General features: G+C 66.3%; 22 protein-coding genes. 12 read left to right on the top strand and 10 right to left on the bottom strand.

Annotated features, from left to right (window positions below; genetic code table 11):
* From ACE3TQ_RS15020 to ACE3TQ_RS14995, 6 genes are all read right to left on the bottom strand, one after another.
* Entirely contained in the window at positions 1-678 is a 678-nt protein-coding gene (locus tag ACE3TQ_RS15020; RefSeq protein WP_374583088.1) for a substrate-binding periplasmic protein, read from the bottom strand.
* Positions 679-717: 39 nt separating this feature from the next.
* Positions 718-1,431, bottom strand: a complete 714-nt coding sequence (locus ACE3TQ_RS15015; RefSeq protein ID WP_374583087.1) for a substrate-binding periplasmic protein — start codon at positions 1,429-1,431, stop codon at positions 718-720.
* 54 nt (positions 1,432-1,485) lie between these two features.
* A complete protein-coding gene (locus ACE3TQ_RS15010) occupies positions 1,486-1,947 on the bottom strand; it encodes a hypothetical protein (protein ID WP_374583086.1) in 462 nt (153 codons plus the stop codon).
* Positions 1,944-2,822 (bottom strand): DUF6160 family protein, encoded by an 879-nt coding sequence (locus tag ACE3TQ_RS15005; RefSeq protein WP_374583085.1) that lies wholly within the window; start codon positions 2,820-2,822, stop codon positions 1,944-1,946. The genes ACE3TQ_RS15010 and ACE3TQ_RS15005 overlap by 4 nt, the downstream gene beginning before the upstream one ends.
* Positions 2,822-3,544 (bottom strand): hypothetical protein, encoded by a 723-nt coding sequence (locus ACE3TQ_RS15000; protein WP_374583084.1) that lies wholly within the window; start codon positions 3,542-3,544, stop codon positions 2,822-2,824. Before ACE3TQ_RS15000 ends, ACE3TQ_RS15005 begins: the two co-directional genes overlap by 1 nt.
* 121 nt (positions 3,545-3,665) lie before the next feature.
* Positions 3,666-4,178 carry a DUF6160 family protein gene (locus ACE3TQ_RS14995; protein ID WP_374583083.1) on the bottom strand — a complete coding sequence of 171 codons (513 nt, stop codon included), beginning with the start codon at positions 4,176-4,178 and terminating at the stop codon, positions 3,666-3,668.
* A gap of 451 nt (positions 4,179-4,629) precedes the next feature.
* Between ACE3TQ_RS14995 and ACE3TQ_RS14990 the strand changes: the two genes are divergently transcribed.
* The 7 genes from ACE3TQ_RS14990 to ACE3TQ_RS14960 are packed head-to-tail and all read left to right on the top strand — an operon-like array spanning position 4,630 to position 10,908.
* Positions 4,630-5,397, top strand: a complete 768-nt coding sequence (locus tag ACE3TQ_RS14990) for a C39 family peptidase (RefSeq protein WP_374583082.1) — start codon at positions 4,630-4,632, stop codon at positions 5,395-5,397.
* 11 nt (positions 5,398-5,408) lie between these two features.
* Entirely contained in the window at positions 5,409-6,395 is a 987-nt protein-coding gene (locus tag ACE3TQ_RS14985) for a transporter (protein ID WP_374583081.1), read from the top strand.
* Between the two features lie 10 nt (positions 6,396-6,405).
* Positions 6,406-8,019 (top strand): OmpP1/FadL family transporter, encoded by a 1,614-nt coding sequence (locus ACE3TQ_RS14980; RefSeq protein WP_374583080.1) that lies wholly within the window; start codon positions 6,406-6,408, stop codon positions 8,017-8,019.
* 12 nt (positions 8,020-8,031) lie between these two features.
* Positions 8,032-8,565: a DUF2059 domain-containing protein gene (locus ACE3TQ_RS14975; protein ID WP_374583079.1), complete on the top strand. Its 534-nt coding sequence runs from the start codon at positions 8,032-8,034 to the stop codon at positions 8,563-8,565.
* 15 nt (positions 8,566-8,580) lie between these two features.
* Positions 8,581-9,549 (top strand): AraC family transcriptional regulator ligand-binding domain-containing protein, encoded by a 969-nt coding sequence (locus ACE3TQ_RS14970; protein WP_374583078.1) that lies wholly within the window; start codon positions 8,581-8,583, stop codon positions 9,547-9,549.
* Positions 9,536-10,240, top strand: a complete 705-nt coding sequence (locus ACE3TQ_RS14965) for a hypothetical protein (RefSeq protein WP_374583077.1) — start codon at positions 9,536-9,538, stop codon at positions 10,238-10,240. Before ACE3TQ_RS14970 ends, ACE3TQ_RS14965 begins: the two co-directional genes overlap by 14 nt.
* Positions 10,237-10,908, top strand: coding sequence for a hypothetical protein (locus ACE3TQ_RS14960; RefSeq protein WP_374583076.1), 672 nt, complete (start codon positions 10,237-10,239; stop codon positions 10,906-10,908). Before ACE3TQ_RS14965 ends, ACE3TQ_RS14960 begins: the two co-directional genes overlap by 4 nt.
* A 1-nt stretch (position 10,909) precedes the next feature.
* Here the strand turns inward: ACE3TQ_RS14960 and ACE3TQ_RS14955 are convergent, their stop codons facing one another.
* Positions 10,910-11,722: a DUF4019 domain-containing protein gene (locus ACE3TQ_RS14955; protein WP_374583075.1), complete on the bottom strand. Its 813-nt coding sequence runs from the start codon at positions 11,720-11,722 to the stop codon at positions 10,910-10,912.
* 80 nt (positions 11,723-11,802) lie between these two features.
* Between ACE3TQ_RS14955 and ACE3TQ_RS14950 the strand changes: the two genes are divergently transcribed.
* Positions 11,803-12,552, top strand: coding sequence for an FCD domain-containing protein (locus ACE3TQ_RS14950; protein WP_374583074.1), 750 nt, complete (start codon positions 11,803-11,805; stop codon positions 12,550-12,552).
* Between the two features lie 6 nt (positions 12,553-12,558).
* Here the strand turns inward: ACE3TQ_RS14950 and ACE3TQ_RS14945 are convergent, their stop codons facing one another.
* On the bottom strand, positions 12,559-14,175 hold the full coding sequence (locus ACE3TQ_RS14945; RefSeq protein WP_374583073.1) for a M28 family peptidase: 1,617 nt from the start codon (positions 14,173-14,175) through the stop codon (positions 12,559-12,561).
* Positions 14,176-14,291: 116 nt separating this feature from the next.
* Here ACE3TQ_RS14945 and gluQRS point away from each other — a divergent pair, with 116 nt between their 5' ends.
* Together gluQRS and ACE3TQ_RS14935 are read left to right on the top strand one after the other, a co-directional pair.
* On the top strand, positions 14,292-15,209 hold the full coding sequence (gluQRS, locus tag ACE3TQ_RS14940; protein ID WP_374583072.1) for a tRNA glutamyl-Q(34) synthetase GluQRS: 918 nt from the start codon (positions 14,292-14,294) through the stop codon (positions 15,207-15,209).
* Between the two features lie 47 nt (positions 15,210-15,256).
* A complete protein-coding gene (locus ACE3TQ_RS14935; RefSeq protein WP_374583071.1) occupies positions 15,257-15,583 on the top strand; it encodes a hypothetical protein in 327 nt (108 codons plus the stop codon).
* A 1-nt stretch (position 15,584) separates the two neighbouring features.
* Here ACE3TQ_RS14935 and ACE3TQ_RS14930 read toward each other — a convergent pair whose 3' ends face one another.
* Positions 15,585-15,935: a hypothetical protein gene (locus tag ACE3TQ_RS14930; protein ID WP_374583070.1), complete on the bottom strand. Its 351-nt coding sequence runs from the start codon at positions 15,933-15,935 to the stop codon at positions 15,585-15,587.
* A gap of 113 nt (positions 15,936-16,048) precedes the next feature.
* Positions 16,049-16,780 (bottom strand): hypothetical protein, encoded by a 732-nt coding sequence (locus ACE3TQ_RS14925; protein ID WP_374583069.1) that lies wholly within the window; start codon positions 16,778-16,780, stop codon positions 16,049-16,051.
* A gap of 68 nt (positions 16,781-16,848) precedes the next feature.
* Between ACE3TQ_RS14925 and ACE3TQ_RS14920 the strand changes: the two genes are divergently transcribed.
* Together ACE3TQ_RS14920 and ACE3TQ_RS14915 are read left to right on the top strand one after the other, a co-directional pair.
* Positions 16,849-17,646: an alpha/beta fold hydrolase gene (locus ACE3TQ_RS14920; protein WP_374583068.1), complete on the top strand. Its 798-nt coding sequence runs from the start codon at positions 16,849-16,851 to the stop codon at positions 17,644-17,646.
* A 29-nt stretch (positions 17,647-17,675) separates the two neighbouring features.
* Positions 17,676-17,843, top strand: coding sequence for a hypothetical protein (locus ACE3TQ_RS14915; protein WP_374583067.1), 168 nt, complete (start codon positions 17,676-17,678; stop codon positions 17,841-17,843).
* Positions 17,844-17,882 lie beyond the last annotated feature (39 nt).

Genomic DNA, 17,882 nt, shown 5'->3' with positions numbered 1-17,882 from the left:
TTATTGGTAGTTGGAGAGGATTTTCTGGATGGCCCCTTCGCGCACCAGCTGCGTGATGGCGCCGTCGATTTCGGACAACGGTATCTTGCTGCGCGTCGAGACGGCGCAGCGCGTCAGCTGGTGCATCACCACCAGCGGCGGGTGGGCGTTCAAGCCCATGCCGATGCGCGCCTGGTAGTCGTAGATCGCCTTGTCGACCACGATATGCCTGATGCGGCCCAGCCTGAATTTCTGCAGGTTGGCCACCGACGACGCCACGTCGGAACGTACAAAGCCCGCCCCCAGCGCCCGCTCCAGCTCCGGGTAGGCGAACCCCAGCACGGTGCCGATCGGCTGTCCGCGCACATCGGCGACAGTGTGCGGCCGCGCTGCGCTGAGGGCTGTCAGCAGCAGGTCGGACTGCGGGAAGAACGGCTGCGTCCACGCATGCTTCCCTTCCAGCCACTCCGGCTGGTAGGTGCACAGGATATCGGCGCGTCCCGCTGCCAGCGCGCCCTCCAGCCGCTTGCGCGGCAGGACCTGCACCACCAGTTCGCGGTGCAGCTTGCGCGCCAGCGCCTGGCCCAGGTCCAGGTGCACGCCGCCATGCAGCTTGCCGTCGCGGATATCGGCCATCGGCATATCGACGCTGCTGGCGACCAGCACAACCAGCGTTTCCGCATGTGCCGCGGCGCTCACCAGGAGGCTCAAAAGCAGTGTGCAGGCAGCCTTCATGCGCTATTGGTAATTGGACAGGATCTTGCCGATCGTGCCATCGCCCACCAGCTGCGCGATCGCCTGGTCGACTTCAGCCAGCGGAACGTTGCTGTTTGGCGACACGGCACAGCGCGTCAGGTATTGCTTGATGACCAGCGGCGCATGCGCGTTCAGCTTCTCGCCCTTGCGCTGCTGGTAATCATAGAACGCCTTGATAGTGGCGACGTGGGGAATGCGGCCTGCGGCCAGCTTGCGCAGGTTAATGGCGTTGGAGGTGACGTCGCTGCGTTTGAAGCGTGTTCCCAATGCCGCCTCCAGCTCGGGATAGGTGTAGCCAAGCACGGTGCCGACCGGCTGGCCGGCCAGGTCGGCCAGCGCTTGCGGTTTCGCCGCGCCCAGCGCGGATACCAGGAGTTCCGTTTGCGGGAAAAATGGCTGCGTCCATTGGAAACGCCCGGACAGCCACTCCGGCAGGTAGAGGCATAGCAGGTCGCCCCGCCCGGTCTGCAGCGCCTCGGCGATGCGCTTGCGCGGCAGCACTTGCACCACCAGTTCGCGATTGAGCTTGCGCGCCATGGCTTGCGCCAGGTCGCGGTGGATGCCGCCGCGCAGCTGTGCGTTGTCGATATCGGCCAGGGGCATTTCCGTACTGGTGTCGACCAGCACCACCAATCGGCCGGCATGCGCCGTGCCAGTGGTGAGCAATGCGAACAGTAATGCGGAAATGGCTTTCATGCCGGAATAGTAACCCACCGGCGGCCAGTTTGTCTGGCGGCGCGCTGCCGCCGCCTAGTGTGCCCACATGCGGAATTCGCCCTGCATCTGCAGGCTGCCATGCAGGTTCACGCTACCCAGGTTGCCACTGACGGCGGCCTGCGGGTCGTTCTGCACGCTCATCGATTCGAAGCCGAAATTGGTGTAACGCGTATAAGCCGGCAGGGTGATGGCGATGTAGTCGCCGCCGCCGTCCGGCCGCTGCTTGACGTTGATGCCGATGGCGAACATGTCGACCGTTCCGCGCACATTGCGCAGCACGATGTAGCGCGGCTCGCCGCCGTCGTGGAAGCCGAGCGACAGGCGGCTGTCGCTGACGGCGCCGACCAGTTTCGGGTCGTTCACCACGATATGGGCGGCGAAGCTGATGCCGTCGCGGGCACTGACGCCGGATAGCTCGCTGTCGTCCAGCGCCGTGGGCGGCGCGGCGTAGAGCATGGCGGGGCAAAGCAGCAGCATGGCGGCAAAGCGTTTCATTGCTTGAATTTGATGTCGAGGTAGTTGATCTGGATGTTGCCGATGCGGGAGGAGCCCAGGTCGACGTTGCCGTTGGGTGAAGCGAAGCTGATCTTGCCGATCTCGATGCCGCCGCTGGGCGCCACGCCGCTGCCGTATTGCGCGTCCGGCGCGCCGATGCCGATATGCAGGCGCGGGCCGCTGGCGTCGGCCAGGGCATTGACCACCGCCGGCTGGCGCGCCACATCGGCGATGGCCCACGGCTGGCCGGTGAAGTTGCCCGCTTCGTCGGTGGCGCCGATGCGGATATTGTCCAGCGCCAGCATGCCGCTGCTGCTGTTGCGGCCATTGGGGCGCAGCGACCATTGGCCGATCTCCATGCGCAGCGCGGCGCCGAACGCCAGTCCGTCTTCGTTGCGCGGGGTGGAGAACTGCCAGCCGCCGCCATACAGGGCAAGGTTGCTGACGACCACGGCGCCGCCATAGCGCTCGACGCCGTCGGCATTGACGCCGAAGTCGTAGGCCAGCTGCCATTTCTGTTCGCCGCCGGCGTTGTGCGGCAAGGAGAACTGCGCCACGTCGGCCAGGCCGTTCGCGCTACGCACGATGTCGAAGCGGTAGGGATCGGAAAATGGCTGCGCACTGTCGCTGCGCGACGCGCTCGGGTTCGCGGCCCAGATGCTGGCGCCGTCCGGACGGGTGTAGGTGACGCGCAGGTCGCCCTGCATGGCGTAGCCGCTCAGGTCAAAGCTGACGCCATCCCTGCCGCGCACGTCGGACAAGGCATTGTCGCTGAGCGGGCGCAATCCCTGGGCCGAAACCGGCGCCAGCACCACGCTGGCCAGCAGCGGCAGGCAGGCGATGCGGCGCAGCGCCAGGCGCGGTGCCGGCGGCATCAGCGCCCCACCTGCATCGACGCTGCGGCGGGCGGCAGCGCAACCGTCACCGGCGGCGTGACGGGCGCGCCGGGCGCGGCTGGCTGGCCGATGGCCGCCGGCGGCAAGGCGGTGAGCGACACCAGCTTGTCGCGCCAATTCAGCCAGACGCCGGCCTGCGCGGCATCCGGCACCTGCGTCGTGCCGGCGGGCGCCTGGAACTGCACGCCCGACTTCAGCACGGAAATCCAGAAATCGCGGCTCGGCCCCGAGGCGTCTCCCGCGCGCACGCCGACCAGCGACGCGGCGCCATCCCAGCGCTTGCCGCCAGCGCTGTCGCTGCGCGAATCGATCGTCACCGGCTGGCCATTGCTGTCCACGCCGCTGACCAGCAGCGAACCGGAAAGGCTGTTCACCTTCAGTCCCACGTCGCCGCGTATCGTGTCAAAGCCCATGCGCATCCCCACTACTTCGCTGTCGCGGTACACCACTTCAAAGTAGGGATTGGTGATCGACACCTTGCCCCCGCCCTGGCCGAAATGCAGCAAGGGCATGTCGATATCCGCCCCGCTCCCCTCGCGCGCCGGGAAGCGGTAATCGCCCAGGCGGATATTGCGCAGGCGCGCATTCAGCTCCACTTCCGCATCCAGCGCCACGCGCGTGAAATCGAAGCCGCCATGCGAGCTGTTGCTGATGGCAAGCAGCCCTTGTCCACGCGCGCGCGACAGGTCGTCGTCGCTCATGGGACGCAGCTGGGCGCACGCCGGTGCGCAGAAAAAGGCGGCCGCGAGGGCGGCCGCAAAGAGACGGGATTCCATCTTGGAGGAAGCGGTGCTGCGGCCGCTCAGGCAGCCGCAACGCCGATCAGTGTGCCCAGATCCACACCTGGGTGCCGCGCAGGTCCAGCTGGTTGATCGCCATCGAACCGTAGGAGGCGTTGCTGTTGCCCATCTTGATCGCGTCGACCGAGATGTTCAGCAGCTTGCCGGCGGCCACTTGCACGTCGGCCGGGATGGCGATCTGCACCACGTCGCCGCCGGTGGCGGCGTTGTAGAAGGTGCCTGGATTGGTCACGCCGGCGGCGCCGGCAGCCTGCAGGAAGGAAGCGCGCGACAGGATGTCGATCGAAGCGGCGATCAGGCCATTGACCTTGATGCCGTTGAAGCTCACCGAACCGCCGCCCAGGCCGTTGGCGTCCAGCGCGTCCGTGTCGGTGTAGACGAAGGATTCGACTTTGATGTTCAGGTTGGCGCCGATCGACACGCCGTCCTGGCCGGTCACGGCGCTCAGGTCTGCGTCTTTGATCGGGGTCATGGCGGAAGCCGACAGGGCCAGGGTGGACAGGGCGACAGCAACAGCGGTGGCAATACGTTTCATATCGTTTATCTCCGTTTGAATAGTGGTGTGGTTTTCTCCTGTGCGCCCCCTTGCCGGACCGCCAGGCCTGGTGGGCCCGGGGCGGCGAAGCGCTGTCTTAATATTGTTTAGATATTAATTAAATTCATGATATGTGGCGCCGTTCCCAAGGGTCTAGCGTTTCGCACTGACCGCGCAGGCCAAATGCTTGGCCTGGCGAGCCATCCAGAGGAAGAGCGCTGTTGCACGCTTGTTGCAGCCTGTTGCGCGCTTTAGCATAAGTTTTCGCGAGCGAAGTAGAGGTGTGCATCTAATTTATTTGCATCCCGTGCGGCGCGAAACATGCGTAAATTGAATAACAAAAGAGCAAGGACGAACGTTCGTCCGCATAATCAGGAGACGTCATGGGAGCAGGATTCGACGCGCGTGCGACGCGCAAGGGCAGCGCTTACCCAAAATTCGGGGAGCTGCCATGCTGATGCTGTTGATGGGCGTTCTGGCCGCCCTGATCGGCGGTTCCGCCGCCCTTTCCCGCCATGACATCCAGGACCGCCCGCAAGGCCAGTACGAGATGCCGCAAACCATGCTGGGCGGCGGCAGCTACTCGCAGGCCGTGCGCATGGAGCCGTTCTCGGAGCTGAAGTACCGCCACATCGTGCGCCAGGCTTACGACTACAGCTGCGGCTCGGCCGCCCTGGTCACCATCCTCAAATTCCACCTCGGGATCGACGTCAGCGAGCAGCAGGCCATGGAGGGCATGCTGGAGAAAGGCGAGAAGGAAAAGATCATCGAGCGGCGCGGCTTCTCGCTGCTCGACATGAAGCGCTACGCCGCCTCGCTCAACGTGCCCGCCGCCGGCTACCGCGCCGAAGTGAAGGACTTGCTGACGCTGACCGAGCCGGCCATCGTGCCGATCGACCACGCCGGCAGCAAGCACTTCGTGGTCCTGCGCGGCATCCGCGACGGCGTGGTCTTCATCGCCGATCCGTCGGCCGGCAACCTCGCCTTCTCGGTCGAGGAATTCGCCCGCCTGTGGGACAAGAACACCCTCTTCATCCTGTCCGCGCCTGCCGGACAGAAAGCGCCGGCACAACTGGCGCTGAATGACCAGGAGCTGGGCGTGGTCGACATGGACCGCGTGACCAACCGTGGCCGGCTGGACCCTTTCAACAACACCACACAGCTGCTGGAACGCGCCGTCAACTCCGGCGCCGCCCGCACCTGGATGCATCGTCAATAAGGAACCCGAGAATGAAATACGCAACACTGCTGCTGGCCGCGCTGCTGGTGCATTCGGCCGCCGGCGCCCAGGAAAGCACGGCAGCCGCCGCGCGCGATGCGCTGGCCAGGAAAGAAGGCGAAGGCGACCAGAGCGCCCTGCTGAAAGAAACGCTGACCGCAGTCGACAAGCAATACTCCCTGATCCGCAAAGGCAAAAAGCAGTTCACCTATGACCTGAACTACAGCTATATCGGGCAAGAGAAGATCGTCACCGACATCACGGTGGAAGGCCTGACCCTGTTCGAGATCGAAAACGTCTCGGCCCACATCGTCACCAACACCCTGTCCGCCGACTACGGCGTGCAGGACAACCTGACCGCCAACATCACGCTACCGGTGATCGCCAAGTTCGCCGAAGCACGCGGCGGCAACCATACCTCGTTCTCGCTGGGCGACCTGGCGCTGGGCGCGCGCTACCAGCCATGGGAAGCGCGGCGCGACACGGCCAACGTCACGCTCACCAGCAACCTGCGCCTGCCCACCGGCCGCAGCCCGTTCAAGATCATCGCCGGCAGCGGCGAAGCAACCGGCAGCGGCGTGGCCGCCCTCTCGGCCGGCGTCAACGTCAACCGCATTGTCGACCCGGTGGCGCTGTTCGGTTCCATGTCGCTCACCGCCAGCGCGCCAGCCACCGGCCTGCACCAGGCCAACGGCAGCCGCGTGCTGACGCGCGTGGCGCCCGGCACCCAGTTCGGCTTCGGCCTGGGCTTCGCCTACGCGCTGTCGTACGGCATTTCCACCACCATGTCATTCCAGGGCGCGATCGCGCAAGGGGCCAAGCTGCGCTTTGCGGACGGCCTGAACGTGCGCACCAATACCCAGACTTCGGCCCTGTTGAATTTTGGCCTGGGCTACCGCATGTCGCCGAAGCAGACCGTCAACCTGTCGGTCGGCATCGGCCTTACCAGCGACTCGCCCAACTTCTCGGTGGGCCTGAACCTGCCGCTGGCGTTCTGACGGGATGGCCATGCGAGCCCCGCTCCGCCTGGCGGCGCTTCCCGCCGCGCTTGCCGCCGCGCTGTCCATCGCCCTGCCCGCGCACGCCGCGCTGGTGGAGAACCTGACCACCAGCGTGGTGGCCATGGCGCTCGGGAACGCCGTCACGGCCGACCCGCCCGGCATCGATTCGGTGCACTTCAACCCCGCCGGCCTGGCGCGCCTGCGGGGCGACAGCACCCAGCACTCGGCGTTCGGCGCCTCGATCCGCGCGCGCGCCAGCATCCACCGGCCGGACGGCTTCGACATCGGCGGCTGGAAGGACGATCCGCTCAGCGGCACCAGCACCGGCCCGATGCGCCAGACCATGTACGTGCCGGGCTACGGCATGCCGGGCTGGCGCCTGCCCGGCGTGATCGTGCCCAGCCTGGGCTTCGCCTGGAACAAGCCCGGCTCGCCCTGGACCTTCGCCACCAACTCCTACATGGCGCAGGCGATCAGCCTTGACCGCACCACCGACCCGAACGACCCGGGTCGCTTCGACGGCCGCCAGGTCCAGCTGCAACGGCTGGTGTACGCCTCGCCCGCCGTCGGCTACAAGTACTCGGACACGCTGCGCTTCGGCGCCGCCGTGCCGATCGCGCACTCGGCCTTCGTGGTCGATACGCATATGCGCTTCCCCAACGAGCTGCTGGGCATCTTCGGCAAGCTGCAGGCCGGCTGGTGCCCGGAGGAAGGCGGCAACGTCATCGACACCTTCGGCTTCGGCCTGTGCGGCGGCGGCAAGGAAGGCATGGTCAACCCGTTCAAGAAGGCGGCCGCCATGCGGCTGCAGATGACGGCGCCGGTCGACCCGACCCTGAACCTGGGCGTGCTGTGGGAACCCAGGCCCTGGTTCGCGCTGGGCGCGGTGTACCAGGGCGGCTCCAAGACCCGCTACACCGGCCACTACCAGTTCGACACCGAGCCGATGCTGCGCAACTTCGTCAAAGGCCTGAACTCCAGCCTGTTCGGTCCGGTGGCCGGCGCGGTGCTGGGCATGCCGACCTCGATCCCGGTCACGCAGCACGGCAACCTGTCGGCCAGCATCCCCTTCCCGGCCCACCTGCAGGTCGGCCTCAAGTTCAAGCCGATACGCTATGTGCAGCTGAACGTGGATGCCAGCTATGCGCGCTGGAGCGACTGGAACCAGCTCACCTTCGAGTTCGACCAGAGCGTGAAGCTGCTGGAGGTGGCGCGCCTGTACGGCATTCCCGATTCGACCAGGCTGAAGATCCCGCGCGGCTACAAAAGCGTGCTGAATATGGCGTACGGCCTGCAGCTCTTCCCCTTCGAGGGCGCGGCCCTGCGCTTCGGCTACGAGCCGCGCAAGACCTCGGTCCCGGCCAACAAGATCGACCTGATCGCGCCGCTGCCGGATACGCGGCTGTACAGCGTTGGCCTGAACTGGCGCATCAACAAAAAATATGAGCTGAACCTGACCGGCTCCTACATGCAGGGGCGCTTCAACGCACCGGCCGAATCTTCGGACAATATGAACAGCAGCAAATTCCTCAACATCATTTACAACCCTTACGCCGGCCAGGACGTGGCTGGCGACATCAAGGTCCGCTATGTCGGGCTCAGTCTCACTGAACATTTCTAGGAGCGCACAACGATGAAAAAAATCGCGATCATGGTCGCCGCCCTGGCCATCGGCGGCACAACGCAGGCGGCCAGCACGGCCCCTGCCAAGCAGGAACTGGTGAACCGCGTGCTGCAGCTGTGGCATCCGGAAAGCATCGGCGAGTCGATGCTGCAGGCGCCGGTGGGCGACGCGGTGCAGCAGGCGCGCGTGGTGCTGCAGGGGCGCGTGTCGCCCGAGAAGCGCGACGCGGCCATGAAGGAGATTGTGGCCGACGCGCGCAAGTTCATGGACGACAACAAGCCAGTGGCGCAGGCCAGCGCGCAGAAGCTGGTCGGCACCACCGTGGCGCCGATGCTGGCCGAGCGCTTTTCGGAGGACGAACTGCGCCAGATCATCGCCATCCTCGAATCGCCGGTGAAGAAGAAATTCGAAACCATGATGCCGGAGCTGCAGAGAAAGCTCGGCGAAAGCGTCGCGGCCGACACGCGCGCCGTGATCGACCCCAAGTTGCAGGAACTGCAGCAGCGCATCGGCATGCGCCTGCGCGGCGCGGTGACGCCCTGACCGGGAGCCTGGGCCATGAGCTACTCTTCGGCTCTCCACCTGGTGCGCGGCGTCAAGTCGCGCTTACTGCACTCCGGCGTTCAGGCGGAGGAACTGTTCGCGCAGGCCGGCCTGGACGAAGGCGACGGCATTGCCTGCGACGCCCTGACCCTGTCGGACAAACTGAGCCACTTGTGGGACCTGCTGGTCGAGCATTCGGGCGACCCGCTGATCGGCCTCAAGGTCTCCACCCCGCACCGCCTGGGCTGGCTGGGCGTGATGGGCCACATCATGCTGCTTTCACCCACCGTGCAAAGCACGATCGAACGCTGCCACGGCCATACCCGGGTCGGCATCCTGCTGCCCGGCTTGCACCGCACGGTGCCGCGCCAGCGCTACGACTTTGTCTGGTGCGTGCTGCTGCGCACTTTGCGCTGCGCCTCGGGGCGCGACGACGCAGTGCCGGTGATGGTGGAATACGCCTTCCCCGAACCGGCCAACGCCGCCTTTTTCCAGAGCACCTTTGGCTGCCCGGTGCATTTCGACCGGCCGCACAACGTGATGGAGTTTTCCGATTCCGACATGGTGGCGGCGCTGCCCAACGGCGGCATGCCGCAATCCGGCCCGGCGGCCGGCGCGCCGGTGCTGGCGCAGCTGGCGGAGGCGCATCCTCCGGCGTTCACGGCGCGGGTGCAGGAAATCCTGGCTTCGCTGCTGCCCAAAGGGCCGCCGCACCGCGAGGCGGTGGCAGGCCTGCTGGCAATGAGCGAGCGCACCTTGCAGCGGCGCCTGGCGGAAGAAGGCACCAGCTTTTCCGCCGTGGTGGACGACACCCGCCGCGCACTGGCGCGCCAGTCGCTGGAGGCGGGCGAACTGTCCTTGAAAATGCTCAGCTTCCAGCTAGGCTTCTCTGAGCCGAGCGCCTTCTACCGCGCCTGCAAGCGCTGGTTCGGCATGACGCCTTCCGATCTCGCCAATCATGGAGAAAAACATGGCATGGTATAGACCCGAACATCCGGCCCAGCTGTTCGGCCAGCTGCTGGTCAAGCACAAGCTGGTCACCGAAGAGCAGCTGCAGCGTGCAATCGAACAGCAGCGGCAGACCGGCCAGCGCCTGGGCGAGATTTTCGCCGAGTGGAACCTGGTGACGCAGCAGCATGTGCAGGATATGCTGCGCAAGCAGCGCCGCGTGCGCTCGGCGGCGGCCCTGATCGGCGCCATCTTCGCGCCGCTGGAAGCCTATGCCGCCGAAGCCATCGCCGCCGCGCCAGCCGCCATCAGCGCGCCGGCGGCCCTGCCGCGCAGCGACGGCGCGCTCCAGCCGCTGGCGGAGGGCGAACTGGAAGGCGTCTCGGCACAAGGGCTGGACGATGAACTGGTGCGCCAGGTACGCGACCAGCTCAAACGCAACGGCGTGCAGGTGATCGGCGACCTGGCCAAGCTGGTCAATCCGGTGCTGGGCGTGCTCGATTCGGACACCAGCGTGCATAACGTGGTGTACGCCGCCCACCGCGCCGCCAGCACCATCAATCCGGACGGCTCGATCAGCCTGAATCTGCCAACCACGATAGGCGAGATCAATTTCAACAATATCCGCGTCCACGGCGCCGCGCCAGGCGGCCCATCGTTCGGCAGCATCTCGATCCGCGGCATCGACCTGACCGGAACCGTCATCACGCTCGCCCTGAAAAAATGAGCAGCGCCAGCCCGCCACCACAAGCCCCACGCCTGCCGCGCGCCGCCACTGCTCCGGCGGCAGCACTCGCGCTCGCGCTGGCCGCCGCCGGCACGCCTGCGTCCGCGCTGGCCGCGCCCGCCCCGCAAGCTGCGCCCGATGCCGTGCTGCTGGCCGGCGGCGCCGTGCATGTCGTCCAGGCCGACAGCACCGGCCAGCCCGGCAAAGCCTTCACCGCCTGGACCCTGGTGCAGGCACCTGTGCCGCGCCTGTGCGCCCTGGTGCAGGATTACGCCGCCTACGCCAGCTACATGCCCAACACCAAAAGCGCGCAAACCGTCGGCGCCGGCGAAGGCTACGTGCTGGTGGACTTGACCCTCGACCTGCCCCTGGGCCAGGAAAAGAAGTACCGCCTGCGCCTGGAGCCGCAATCCGACGCCGGCCAATGCCGCCTGGCCTGGCGCCTGGTGCCAAGCGGCCTGCCGCCAGCCGACACCATTGCCGACACCACCGGCTACTGGCTGTTCAAACCGCAGCCCGGCAACGACGCCGGCAAGACCCTGGTCGAATACCACGTGTATGCCGATCCCGGCCCGGTACCGTTCGGCTTCGGCTGGATCGTCGACATGATGAGCAAGCGCAGCCTGCCGCGCACGCTGGAAGCGCTGCGCCAGCAAGCCGCGAAGTGACTCAATCCACGCAGCGGTAGACGCCGCGCATCTTGCTGCGCTGCTCCGGCGTCAGCTGCGCCTCGGTCGCCTTGTAGATATAGTTTTCCTCCTCCCGCACCAGGAGGAAGCTGCCATCCGCCTGCTCGCTCCAGACCAGGTAGGCGCAATAGGTATCGGCATTGGCGAAACGGCCGGTGAAATCCACCGCCGCATAGGTTCCCGGCGTGCCGCCCTGCGAAGAACGGTAGATCGTCACCTTCTTCAGATCGCGCTGCCGCACCGCACCGGCCTTGGCCGCCGCCCCGGCGGCGGCATTGCGCCACTCCTCGAAGCTGAACTCCTGCCGCGCCGCAGCCGCCAGCCGCGTCCACGCCTCGCGGTAGCGCTGCGCATCCTTATCGGCGAAGTACGCCCTGCTCAACTCCTCCACCCGCGCCTTCTGCGAAGCAGTCGGCTTCCACGGCGCCGCAGCGGACGGCTTGGGCGCCACCAGCGCCGCCTGCAAGGCCGCGTTGACGCGCTGGAATTCGTCCGCCAGCGCATCGCACGCTTCGCGCGTCCCCTGGCAAAGGGTATGCATCCTGATGGCAGGCTGGCCATCGGCATTGACCACTGTGCGCTTCACCACCGCCGGATAAGCCGCATGCCACTCCGGCGCAAACGACCACAAGGCATTGTTCGCCTTGTCATCGGCGATGGTCCAGCCATCCTGCAGCGTGACCGTGACATCGGCGCGCGCCTTCAACGCCTCCAGCGCCGCCGCGACGGACGGATAGCCAATGCTGTTCACACTGGCGGCCACGGCGAGGGACAGGATCGCTAAATTCATCATGCGTTGCAATATAGACCACCACGTGCGCGCGGGTCAATTGTGGTAGCATCCCGTGGTCTTACCACTAGCCCAGCGCCGCTATGCCCTCTGCCCAACGCCTGTCCGACGTCGTCGCCACCGAACTCGAAACTCGCATCCTGGAAGGATCATTGAAACCGGGCGACCGCCTGCCGGCCGAGCGCGAACTGGCGGTGGAGCTGGGCGTGTCGCGCCCTTCGCTGCGCGGCGCGCTGCAGTCCCTGGTGGCCAAAGGCCTGCTGGTGACGCGCCACGGCGGCGGCACCTTCGTCACCGACTCGATGCAGGCCGCCTTCACCGACCCCTGGCAGCAAATGCTGAAGGACCACCCCGACATCCACGGCGACATGCTGGAGTTCCGCCACATGCTGGAAGGCCAGGCGGCGCAGCTGGCGGCCGAACGCGCCACGGAAGAAGACTTCGAACGCATCCGCAGCTGCTACCTGGCGCTGGAGCAGGCGTTCGCGGGACAGGATATGGAAAAGTGCATCGAGACCGACGTGGCATTCCACCAGGCGATCGCCGAGGCTTCGCACAATGTGCTGATCGGCCACCTGAGCTCCAGCCTGCACAAGGTGATGCAAGGGCATGTGGAAAGCAACCTGGCCTACCTGAATGAACGCCCGGACCTGTGGGCCCAGCTGCGCGAACAGCACCGCACGATCTGGGAAGCGGTGCGCGAGCGCCGCATGGATGTGGCGGGCCGCGCGGCCCACCAGCACCTCGATTTCGTGCAGCTGACCATGCGCGAAACCATGAAGAATGAAGAACGCCGCAGCGCGGCAACGCGGCGGCTGGGCGCCGCCGCGTAAGCGCTATTACTTGGCGCGCGCCTTGCCGAAGGCGTCGCCGGCTTTCCACTCCGGCATCTTCGGCGCATCGGCCACCATGCGGCCCAGGTTCAGGGTGAACTGCGCCATCTGGGTCATGCCCGCCATGCTCCACGAAGGATCATATTCATCGCTGACCTGGTGGTAGCTCTTGCGGTAAGCCGCGCGCATCTGCTCCGCCTTCTCCTTGTCGCCCAGGTAGTCGCTGCCGGACGTGATCGAGAATGCCGGCACGCCCGCCTTGGCAAAGCTGAAGTGGTCGGAACGGAAGTAGCCGCCCGCCAGGTCCGGCTTCTCCTTGGCGATCACCATCTTCATGTTCTTCGCGGTGGCTTCCGCCATCTTGCCCAGGTCGGTGCGCTCGCTGCCGGCGGTGCCGATATCGCGCGTGGTGCCGATCCAGTTCAGCGAATCGAGGTTCAGGTTGGCGGCCGTTTTCGCCAGCGGCCACAGGGGCGCCTCGGCGTAGGCCGCGCTACCGAGCAAGCCTTGCTCCTCCGCCGCCACCCACAGGAACATCTGGCTGCGCTTGGCCGGCGCCTTCACCGCCTCCTGCGCCATGGCCAGCAAGGCGGCGGTGCCGGAAGCATTGTCGACGGCGCCGTTGTAGATGGTGTCGCCGCTGCTGCCCTGCTTGCCCAGGTGGTCCCAGTGCGCGGTATAGATCACCACTTCATCCTTCAGCTTCGGATCGGTGCCCGGCACCACGCCCGCCACGTTAAACTGGTCCACCAGGCGCACTTCCGCCTTCATCTCGCCCACCACTTTCGCTTTCAGCGGCACCGGCTGGAAGTCCTTGCGCTCGGCGGCGGCGCGCAGCTGGTCCAGGTCCAGGCCGGACGCCTTGAACAGGGCCACGGCGGCGTCGTTGGTCAGCCAGCCCTGCAGCTCGGTGCCCGGTGTGCCCTGCGCCAGCTGGAAGCGTTCCACGCCGTCCCAGCTGTTCTTGACCACGCTGTAGCCGTAGGAGGCGGAAGCGTCGGTGTGGATCAGCAGCGCGCCGATGGCGCCCTTGCGCTTGGCCTCCTCGAACTTGTAGGTCCAGCGGCCGTAGTAGGTCAGCGCCTTGCCGCCGAAGCGGTTCGGCGCCTCGGCCGTCGGCATCGGGTCGTTCACCATCATCACGATGACCTTGCCCTTCACATCCTGGCCCTTGTAGTCATCCCAGCCCTCTTCCGACGCGGTGATGCCGTAGCCCACGAACACCAGGTCGGCATTGAAGCTGTGCGCCGCCTTGGCATCGCCCGGCGCATACACCCAGTCCTTGCCGAAGCTGGCCGGCAGCGCCGCGCCGTTCACTTCCAGGCGCAGGCTGGAAGCCGCCGCATCGGTCTTGACGCCGGCGATCTTCACCAGCTGGCGATAGCTGTTGCCGTTGCCCGGCTTCAGGCCCACGGCCATGGCCTGGTTTTCCAGGTAGGAGACGGTCAGGTCGCCGCCGCGCTGGCCGGTGCCGCGGCCTTCCAGCAGGTCGCTGGCAAGGAAAGCCAGGTGGGCGCGCAAAGGCGCTTCCTGCACGACCGGCTGCACGGCCTTGTTGGCGGCGACGGCGGGCAATGCCAGCGCAACGCTGGCGGCCAGGGTGAACTTAGTGAGAGTTTTCATGTCTTCGAATGGTGATTGTCCATAGGGTCGGCCGAGGGCCGCGCGGGGCATTCTAGCGGATTTGCGCGGCGCGCCAAGCTGCAGCGCAGCATGCGGGATGGTATCCTACGCGCCGTATGAAGAATTCGCCTTACATCGGCCGTTTCGCGCCCTCCCCGACCGGCCCGCTGCACCTGGGTTCCCTGGTAGCGGCCATGGCCAGCTACCTCGACGCCAAAGTGCACGGCGGCCAATGGCTGGTGCGGGTGGAAGACGTGGACAAGGACCGCAACGTGGCCGGCGCCGACCAGCATATCCTCGCGTCGCTGCAGCGCTGCGGCATGCAGTGGGACGGCGAGGTGACCTGGCAAACCCGGCGCGAGGACCTGTACGAGGCGGCGCTGCGCCAGCTGGGCGACCACATCTACCCGTGCGGCTGTTCGCGCAAGGAGATCGCCGATTCGCAGCTGCGCCTGGGCCAGGCCGGCCTGCCCAACCTGGTTTATCCCGGCACCTGCCGCAACGGCCTGGCGCCGGGCCGCACGGCGCGCGCGCTGCGCCTGCGCACGCCGCAGGAGCCGCACTGCATCATCCACTTCCACGACCGTTTCGCCGGCGACGTGCGCCAGGACATTACCACCGAAGTGGGCGACTTCGTGGTGCGCCGCGCGGACGGCTTCTGGGCCTACCAGCTGGCGGTGGTGGTGGACGACGGCGCGCAGGGCATCACCGATATCGTGCGCGGCGCCGACCTGCTCGACTCCACCCCGCGCCAGCTCTACCTGCAGCAGCTGCTTGGCCTGCCGCAGCCGCGCTACCTGCACGTGCCGCTGGTGGTCAATGCCGACGGCGAGAAATTATCGAAACAAACCGGCGCCCAGGCGTTCGATACCGGCGCGCCGGCGGCCAGCCTGCTCGACAGCGCCCTGCTGCCGGCCGCGCGCTTCCTCGGCCTGGAGCTGCAGGCCGACAGCATCGACGCGTTCTGGCGCGGCGCCATTCCCGCCTGGGACGCGCTGCTGCGCGCCCACGGTGAAACGCCGCACAGACCCTAAACCGCCCCTGCCGCACACTGGCCGCATCGAATTGAAGGAGGTGCGCCATGCGGCAATTCATGATCTCCTGCGCTATCTGCTGCGCAAGCGCGCTGGGCGCCGCCACGCCACCGGCCCATGCCGAGGACACCCTGTTCCGCTGCATCGATCCGCGCGGCACCGTCGTGCTGACGGACCGGCCCTGCGAGACCACAGCCGATACGCGGCGCGCCTTGCCGGAAAAGGAGTACTTCGTGCTGCCGCCGTCCGAGCAGGGCCGCAGCCACTGGGTGCGCAAAGCCCCGGTACGGGTACCGCCGAAAATCGACGTGGAAACCTTGCGCCTGGCCCGGCAGGCACTCGACCTGCGCGACAAGGTCGCCAGCGCGCGCTAATTCAAGCCGCGTCGTCTTCCAGCGGCAACAGCAGCATGCAGCCCGCCGCAGCACCATGCACGATGGGCAGCAGCAGCAGGGTGACCTGGGCCGGCGCCTCGGCATCGCTGAGGGACAGGTACGTAATCGCCACCGCCAGTACGATCGGCGCCAGCGGCAGCACGGCAGCCGACAGGGAGGCAGGGTTCAGGCGCCGCACGGCAAGCAGGTTCAGCAGCAAGGCCACCAGGTAGAGGGTGCGGTACACCCATTCCGCGCGCGCCGTCGAAAAGTGCAGCCCCGCCAGCATGCCCTGCATCAGCAAGCCGAGCAGTAGCGTCAGCAACAGCGCGGGTAAAGCAGAGCGTTCCATGATCACTTTGGGCCTCCCATCGGTACAGAAAGCACTAAGCAATTTCTGCGCCAAGCCTGTTAATCAAGGGGAACGTTGTGGGATGAACAGATTTCTGTAAGGAATTTCGACATCTAACGGTTGAACCGGATCGACTTGTTGAGCCGTTCGATCACCTCATCCGGCACCTCGCGCGAACACATGATGTGGCGCGTCTCGCTCCTGGGCATATCGGCCAGGCGCAACAGGCGCAGCTTGCCGGCCAGCGACACCGCATTCGCCAGCAGGTAGCGGCCCTCCTCCTCCGACACGAAAATCAGGTCCACACTCTGCGCCCCGAGCGACTGCAGCATTTGCAAGCTGGAGCCGGTGGAGACGGCGATGGCCGGCTTGTGGCGCACCAGCAGCTCATCAATGCCGCGGCCATAGGAATACTTATCCTTGACCATCACGCGCAAGCCGGGCCGGGCCAGCACATTGCCCAGGCTGTCGCGCTCATCCAGCGCCAGGCCGGAATGGACCAGCACCATCCACGACTGGTCGCGGTACAAGGGCTTGGTGAATTTGGCGAACGCATCGCGTTCCGGCGTCTGGAACCAGCCGATGGCGCAATAGCGGCCGCCATTCTCGCGGATCATCACGATCTGGCGGTTGGTCGGCATGATGCTCCAGTGCACCTGCACCCGGGCCGCCGTAAAGGCTTTCTGGGCCGGCGTGCCGGTGAGGCCGGCGGGCGCCCCGTCCTCCTGCTGCACCAGGTAAGGCGGACGCACATTGTAGAAGACAGTAATCGACTCGCCCGCGCGGCTGGCACTGGCCGGCAGGCTGCCCAAGGCGACCAGCAACAGTCGGGGTAGCAGTCTCATAACTTGCCCATGGTAGCACGGTATAATAGCGGGCTTGTCTTTTGGATATCGGTTTTTCAGAGAAGAAGATGCACACTACGCAAGACCCACGCCCAGCCGTTGTTCTGTTGCACAGTTCACTCAGCTCCCGCAGCCAATGGGCTGCCCTGATGGCCGAACAAGAGGCCAATTACCGCTTCATCGCGATCGATCTGTTGGGCTACGGCAAGTCCGCCTTCCCGACGGAAGCGGCCGCCGCCGGCTACACGCTGGCGCATGAAGCCGACGCCGTCGCCGCCGCGCTGGCCTCCCACCTGGACGCCGGCGAACCGTTCCACCTGGTCGGCCACTCCTACGGCGGCGCCACCGCCCTGCGCCTGGCACGCCAGATGCGCGAGCGCGTGCTGTCGCTGGCCGTATTCGAACCGGTCGCCTTCCACCTGCTGTCGCCGCAAGACGCCGGCCGCCAGGAAATCGAAGCCGTGGTGGCGCGCATCGGCGCCGCCGCCACCGCCGAAGACGCCACCCGCACCTTCATCGACTACTGGAACCGCGACGGCGCCTTCGACAGCCTGCCCGAGGTACAGCGCGCCCGCTTCACCGCCGGCATCGCCAAGGTCAAGCTCGACTTCGTCGCCCTGCTGGGCGAACCGGCCACCGTGGCCGACATGGCCCAGCTCGACATGCCCGCCCTGGTGCTGGCCGGCGCCAAAGGCCCCGCCTCCACCCGCCGCGTAGCCGAAGCGCTGGCGGCCGCCCTGCCGCAAGCGCAAATGACCCTTACCGCCGGCGGCCACATGGCCCCGATCACGCACGCCGCCGCGGTCAACGAAGTACTGCTGGGCTTCCTCGAAACCAGTTGCTCGCCCGACAGTATTATTCGATAATGATTGGATAATTATTCGGGGGCGGCATCATGAGCGATACACGCTACAACCATCAACTGGCAATGCAGGTCGACAAAGGCATCGAACTGCTGGCGCAAATGGGCGCCGCCAATGCCTGGATCTACATGCAAAGCAAGCAGGTCCCGCGCAGCGTCATCCTGCGCGTGCTCGCCTACCCCGACCAGCGCCGCCATTGAAATTCGGGGTCAGGTCTGACAATCGGACAAAAGCTGCCC

The organism is Pseudoduganella sp. (genome assembly GCF_041914865.1).
In the GTDB taxonomy this organism is placed as follows: Bacteria; Pseudomonadota; Gammaproteobacteria; order Burkholderiales; family Burkholderiaceae_D; genus Rugamonas.
Note: the sequence above shows the minus strand (reverse complement) of the source record. Positions and strands in the feature narration are given on the sequence as shown.

Bases quoted from the DNA above. Each gene is read 5' to 3' on its own strand.
- ACE3TQ_RS15015 (WP_374583087.1), bottom strand. From the start codon at position 1,431: ATGAAAGCCATTTCCGCATTACTGTTCGCATTGCTCACCACTGGCACG.
- ACE3TQ_RS15010 (WP_374583086.1), bottom strand. From the start codon at position 1,947: ATGAAACGCTTTGCCGCCATGCTGCTGCTTTGCCCCGCCATGCTCTAC.
- ACE3TQ_RS15005 (WP_374583085.1), bottom strand. From the start codon at position 2,822: ATGCCGCCGGCACCGCGCCTGGCGCTGCGCCGCATCGCCTGCCTGCCG.
- ACE3TQ_RS15000 (WP_374583084.1), bottom strand. From the start codon at position 3,544: ATGAGCGACGACGACCTGTCGCGCGCGCGTGGACAAGGGCTGCTTGCC.
- ACE3TQ_RS14995 (WP_374583083.1), bottom strand. From the start codon at position 4,178: ATGAAACGTATTGCCACCGCTGTTGCTGTCGCCCTGTCCACCCTGGCC.
- ACE3TQ_RS14990 (WP_374583082.1), top strand. From the start codon at position 4,630: ATGCTGATGCTGTTGATGGGCGTTCTGGCCGCCCTGATCGGCGGTTCC.
- ACE3TQ_RS14985 (WP_374583081.1), top strand. From the start codon at position 5,409: ATGAAATACGCAACACTGCTGCTGGCCGCGCTGCTGGTGCATTCGGCC.
- ACE3TQ_RS14980 (WP_374583080.1), top strand. From the start codon at position 6,406: ATGCGAGCCCCGCTCCGCCTGGCGGCGCTTCCCGCCGCGCTTGCCGCC.
- ACE3TQ_RS14975 (WP_374583079.1), top strand. From the start codon at position 8,032: ATGAAAAAAATCGCGATCATGGTCGCCGCCCTGGCCATCGGCGGCACA.
- ACE3TQ_RS14970 (WP_374583078.1), top strand. From the start codon at position 8,581: ATGAGCTACTCTTCGGCTCTCCACCTGGTGCGCGGCGTCAAGTCGCGC.
- ACE3TQ_RS14965 (WP_374583077.1), top strand. From the start codon at position 9,536: ATGGCATGGTATAGACCCGAACATCCGGCCCAGCTGTTCGGCCAGCTG.
- ACE3TQ_RS14960 (WP_374583076.1), top strand. From the start codon at position 10,237: ATGAGCAGCGCCAGCCCGCCACCACAAGCCCCACGCCTGCCGCGCGCC.
- ACE3TQ_RS14955 (WP_374583075.1), bottom strand. From the start codon at position 11,722: ATGATGAATTTAGCGATCCTGTCCCTCGCCGTGGCCGCCAGTGTGAAC.
- ACE3TQ_RS14950 (WP_374583074.1), top strand. From the start codon at position 11,803: ATGCCCTCTGCCCAACGCCTGTCCGACGTCGTCGCCACCGAACTCGAA.
- ACE3TQ_RS14945 (WP_374583073.1), bottom strand. From the start codon at position 14,175: ATGAAAACTCTCACTAAGTTCACCCTGGCCGCCAGCGTTGCGCTGGCA.
- gluQRS (WP_374583072.1), top strand. From the start codon at position 14,292: ATGAAGAATTCGCCTTACATCGGCCGTTTCGCGCCCTCCCCGACCGGC.
- ACE3TQ_RS14935 (WP_374583071.1), top strand. From the start codon at position 15,257: ATGCGGCAATTCATGATCTCCTGCGCTATCTGCTGCGCAAGCGCGCTG.
- ACE3TQ_RS14930 (WP_374583070.1), bottom strand. From the start codon at position 15,935: ATGGAACGCTCTGCTTTACCCGCGCTGTTGCTGACGCTACTGCTCGGC.
- ACE3TQ_RS14925 (WP_374583069.1), bottom strand. From the start codon at position 16,780: ATGAGACTGCTACCCCGACTGTTGCTGGTCGCCTTGGGCAGCCTGCCG.
- ACE3TQ_RS14920 (WP_374583068.1), top strand. From the start codon at position 16,849: ATGCACACTACGCAAGACCCACGCCCAGCCGTTGTTCTGTTGCACAGT.
- ACE3TQ_RS14915 (WP_374583067.1), top strand. From the start codon at position 17,676: ATGAGCGATACACGCTACAACCATCAACTGGCAATGCAGGTCGACAAA.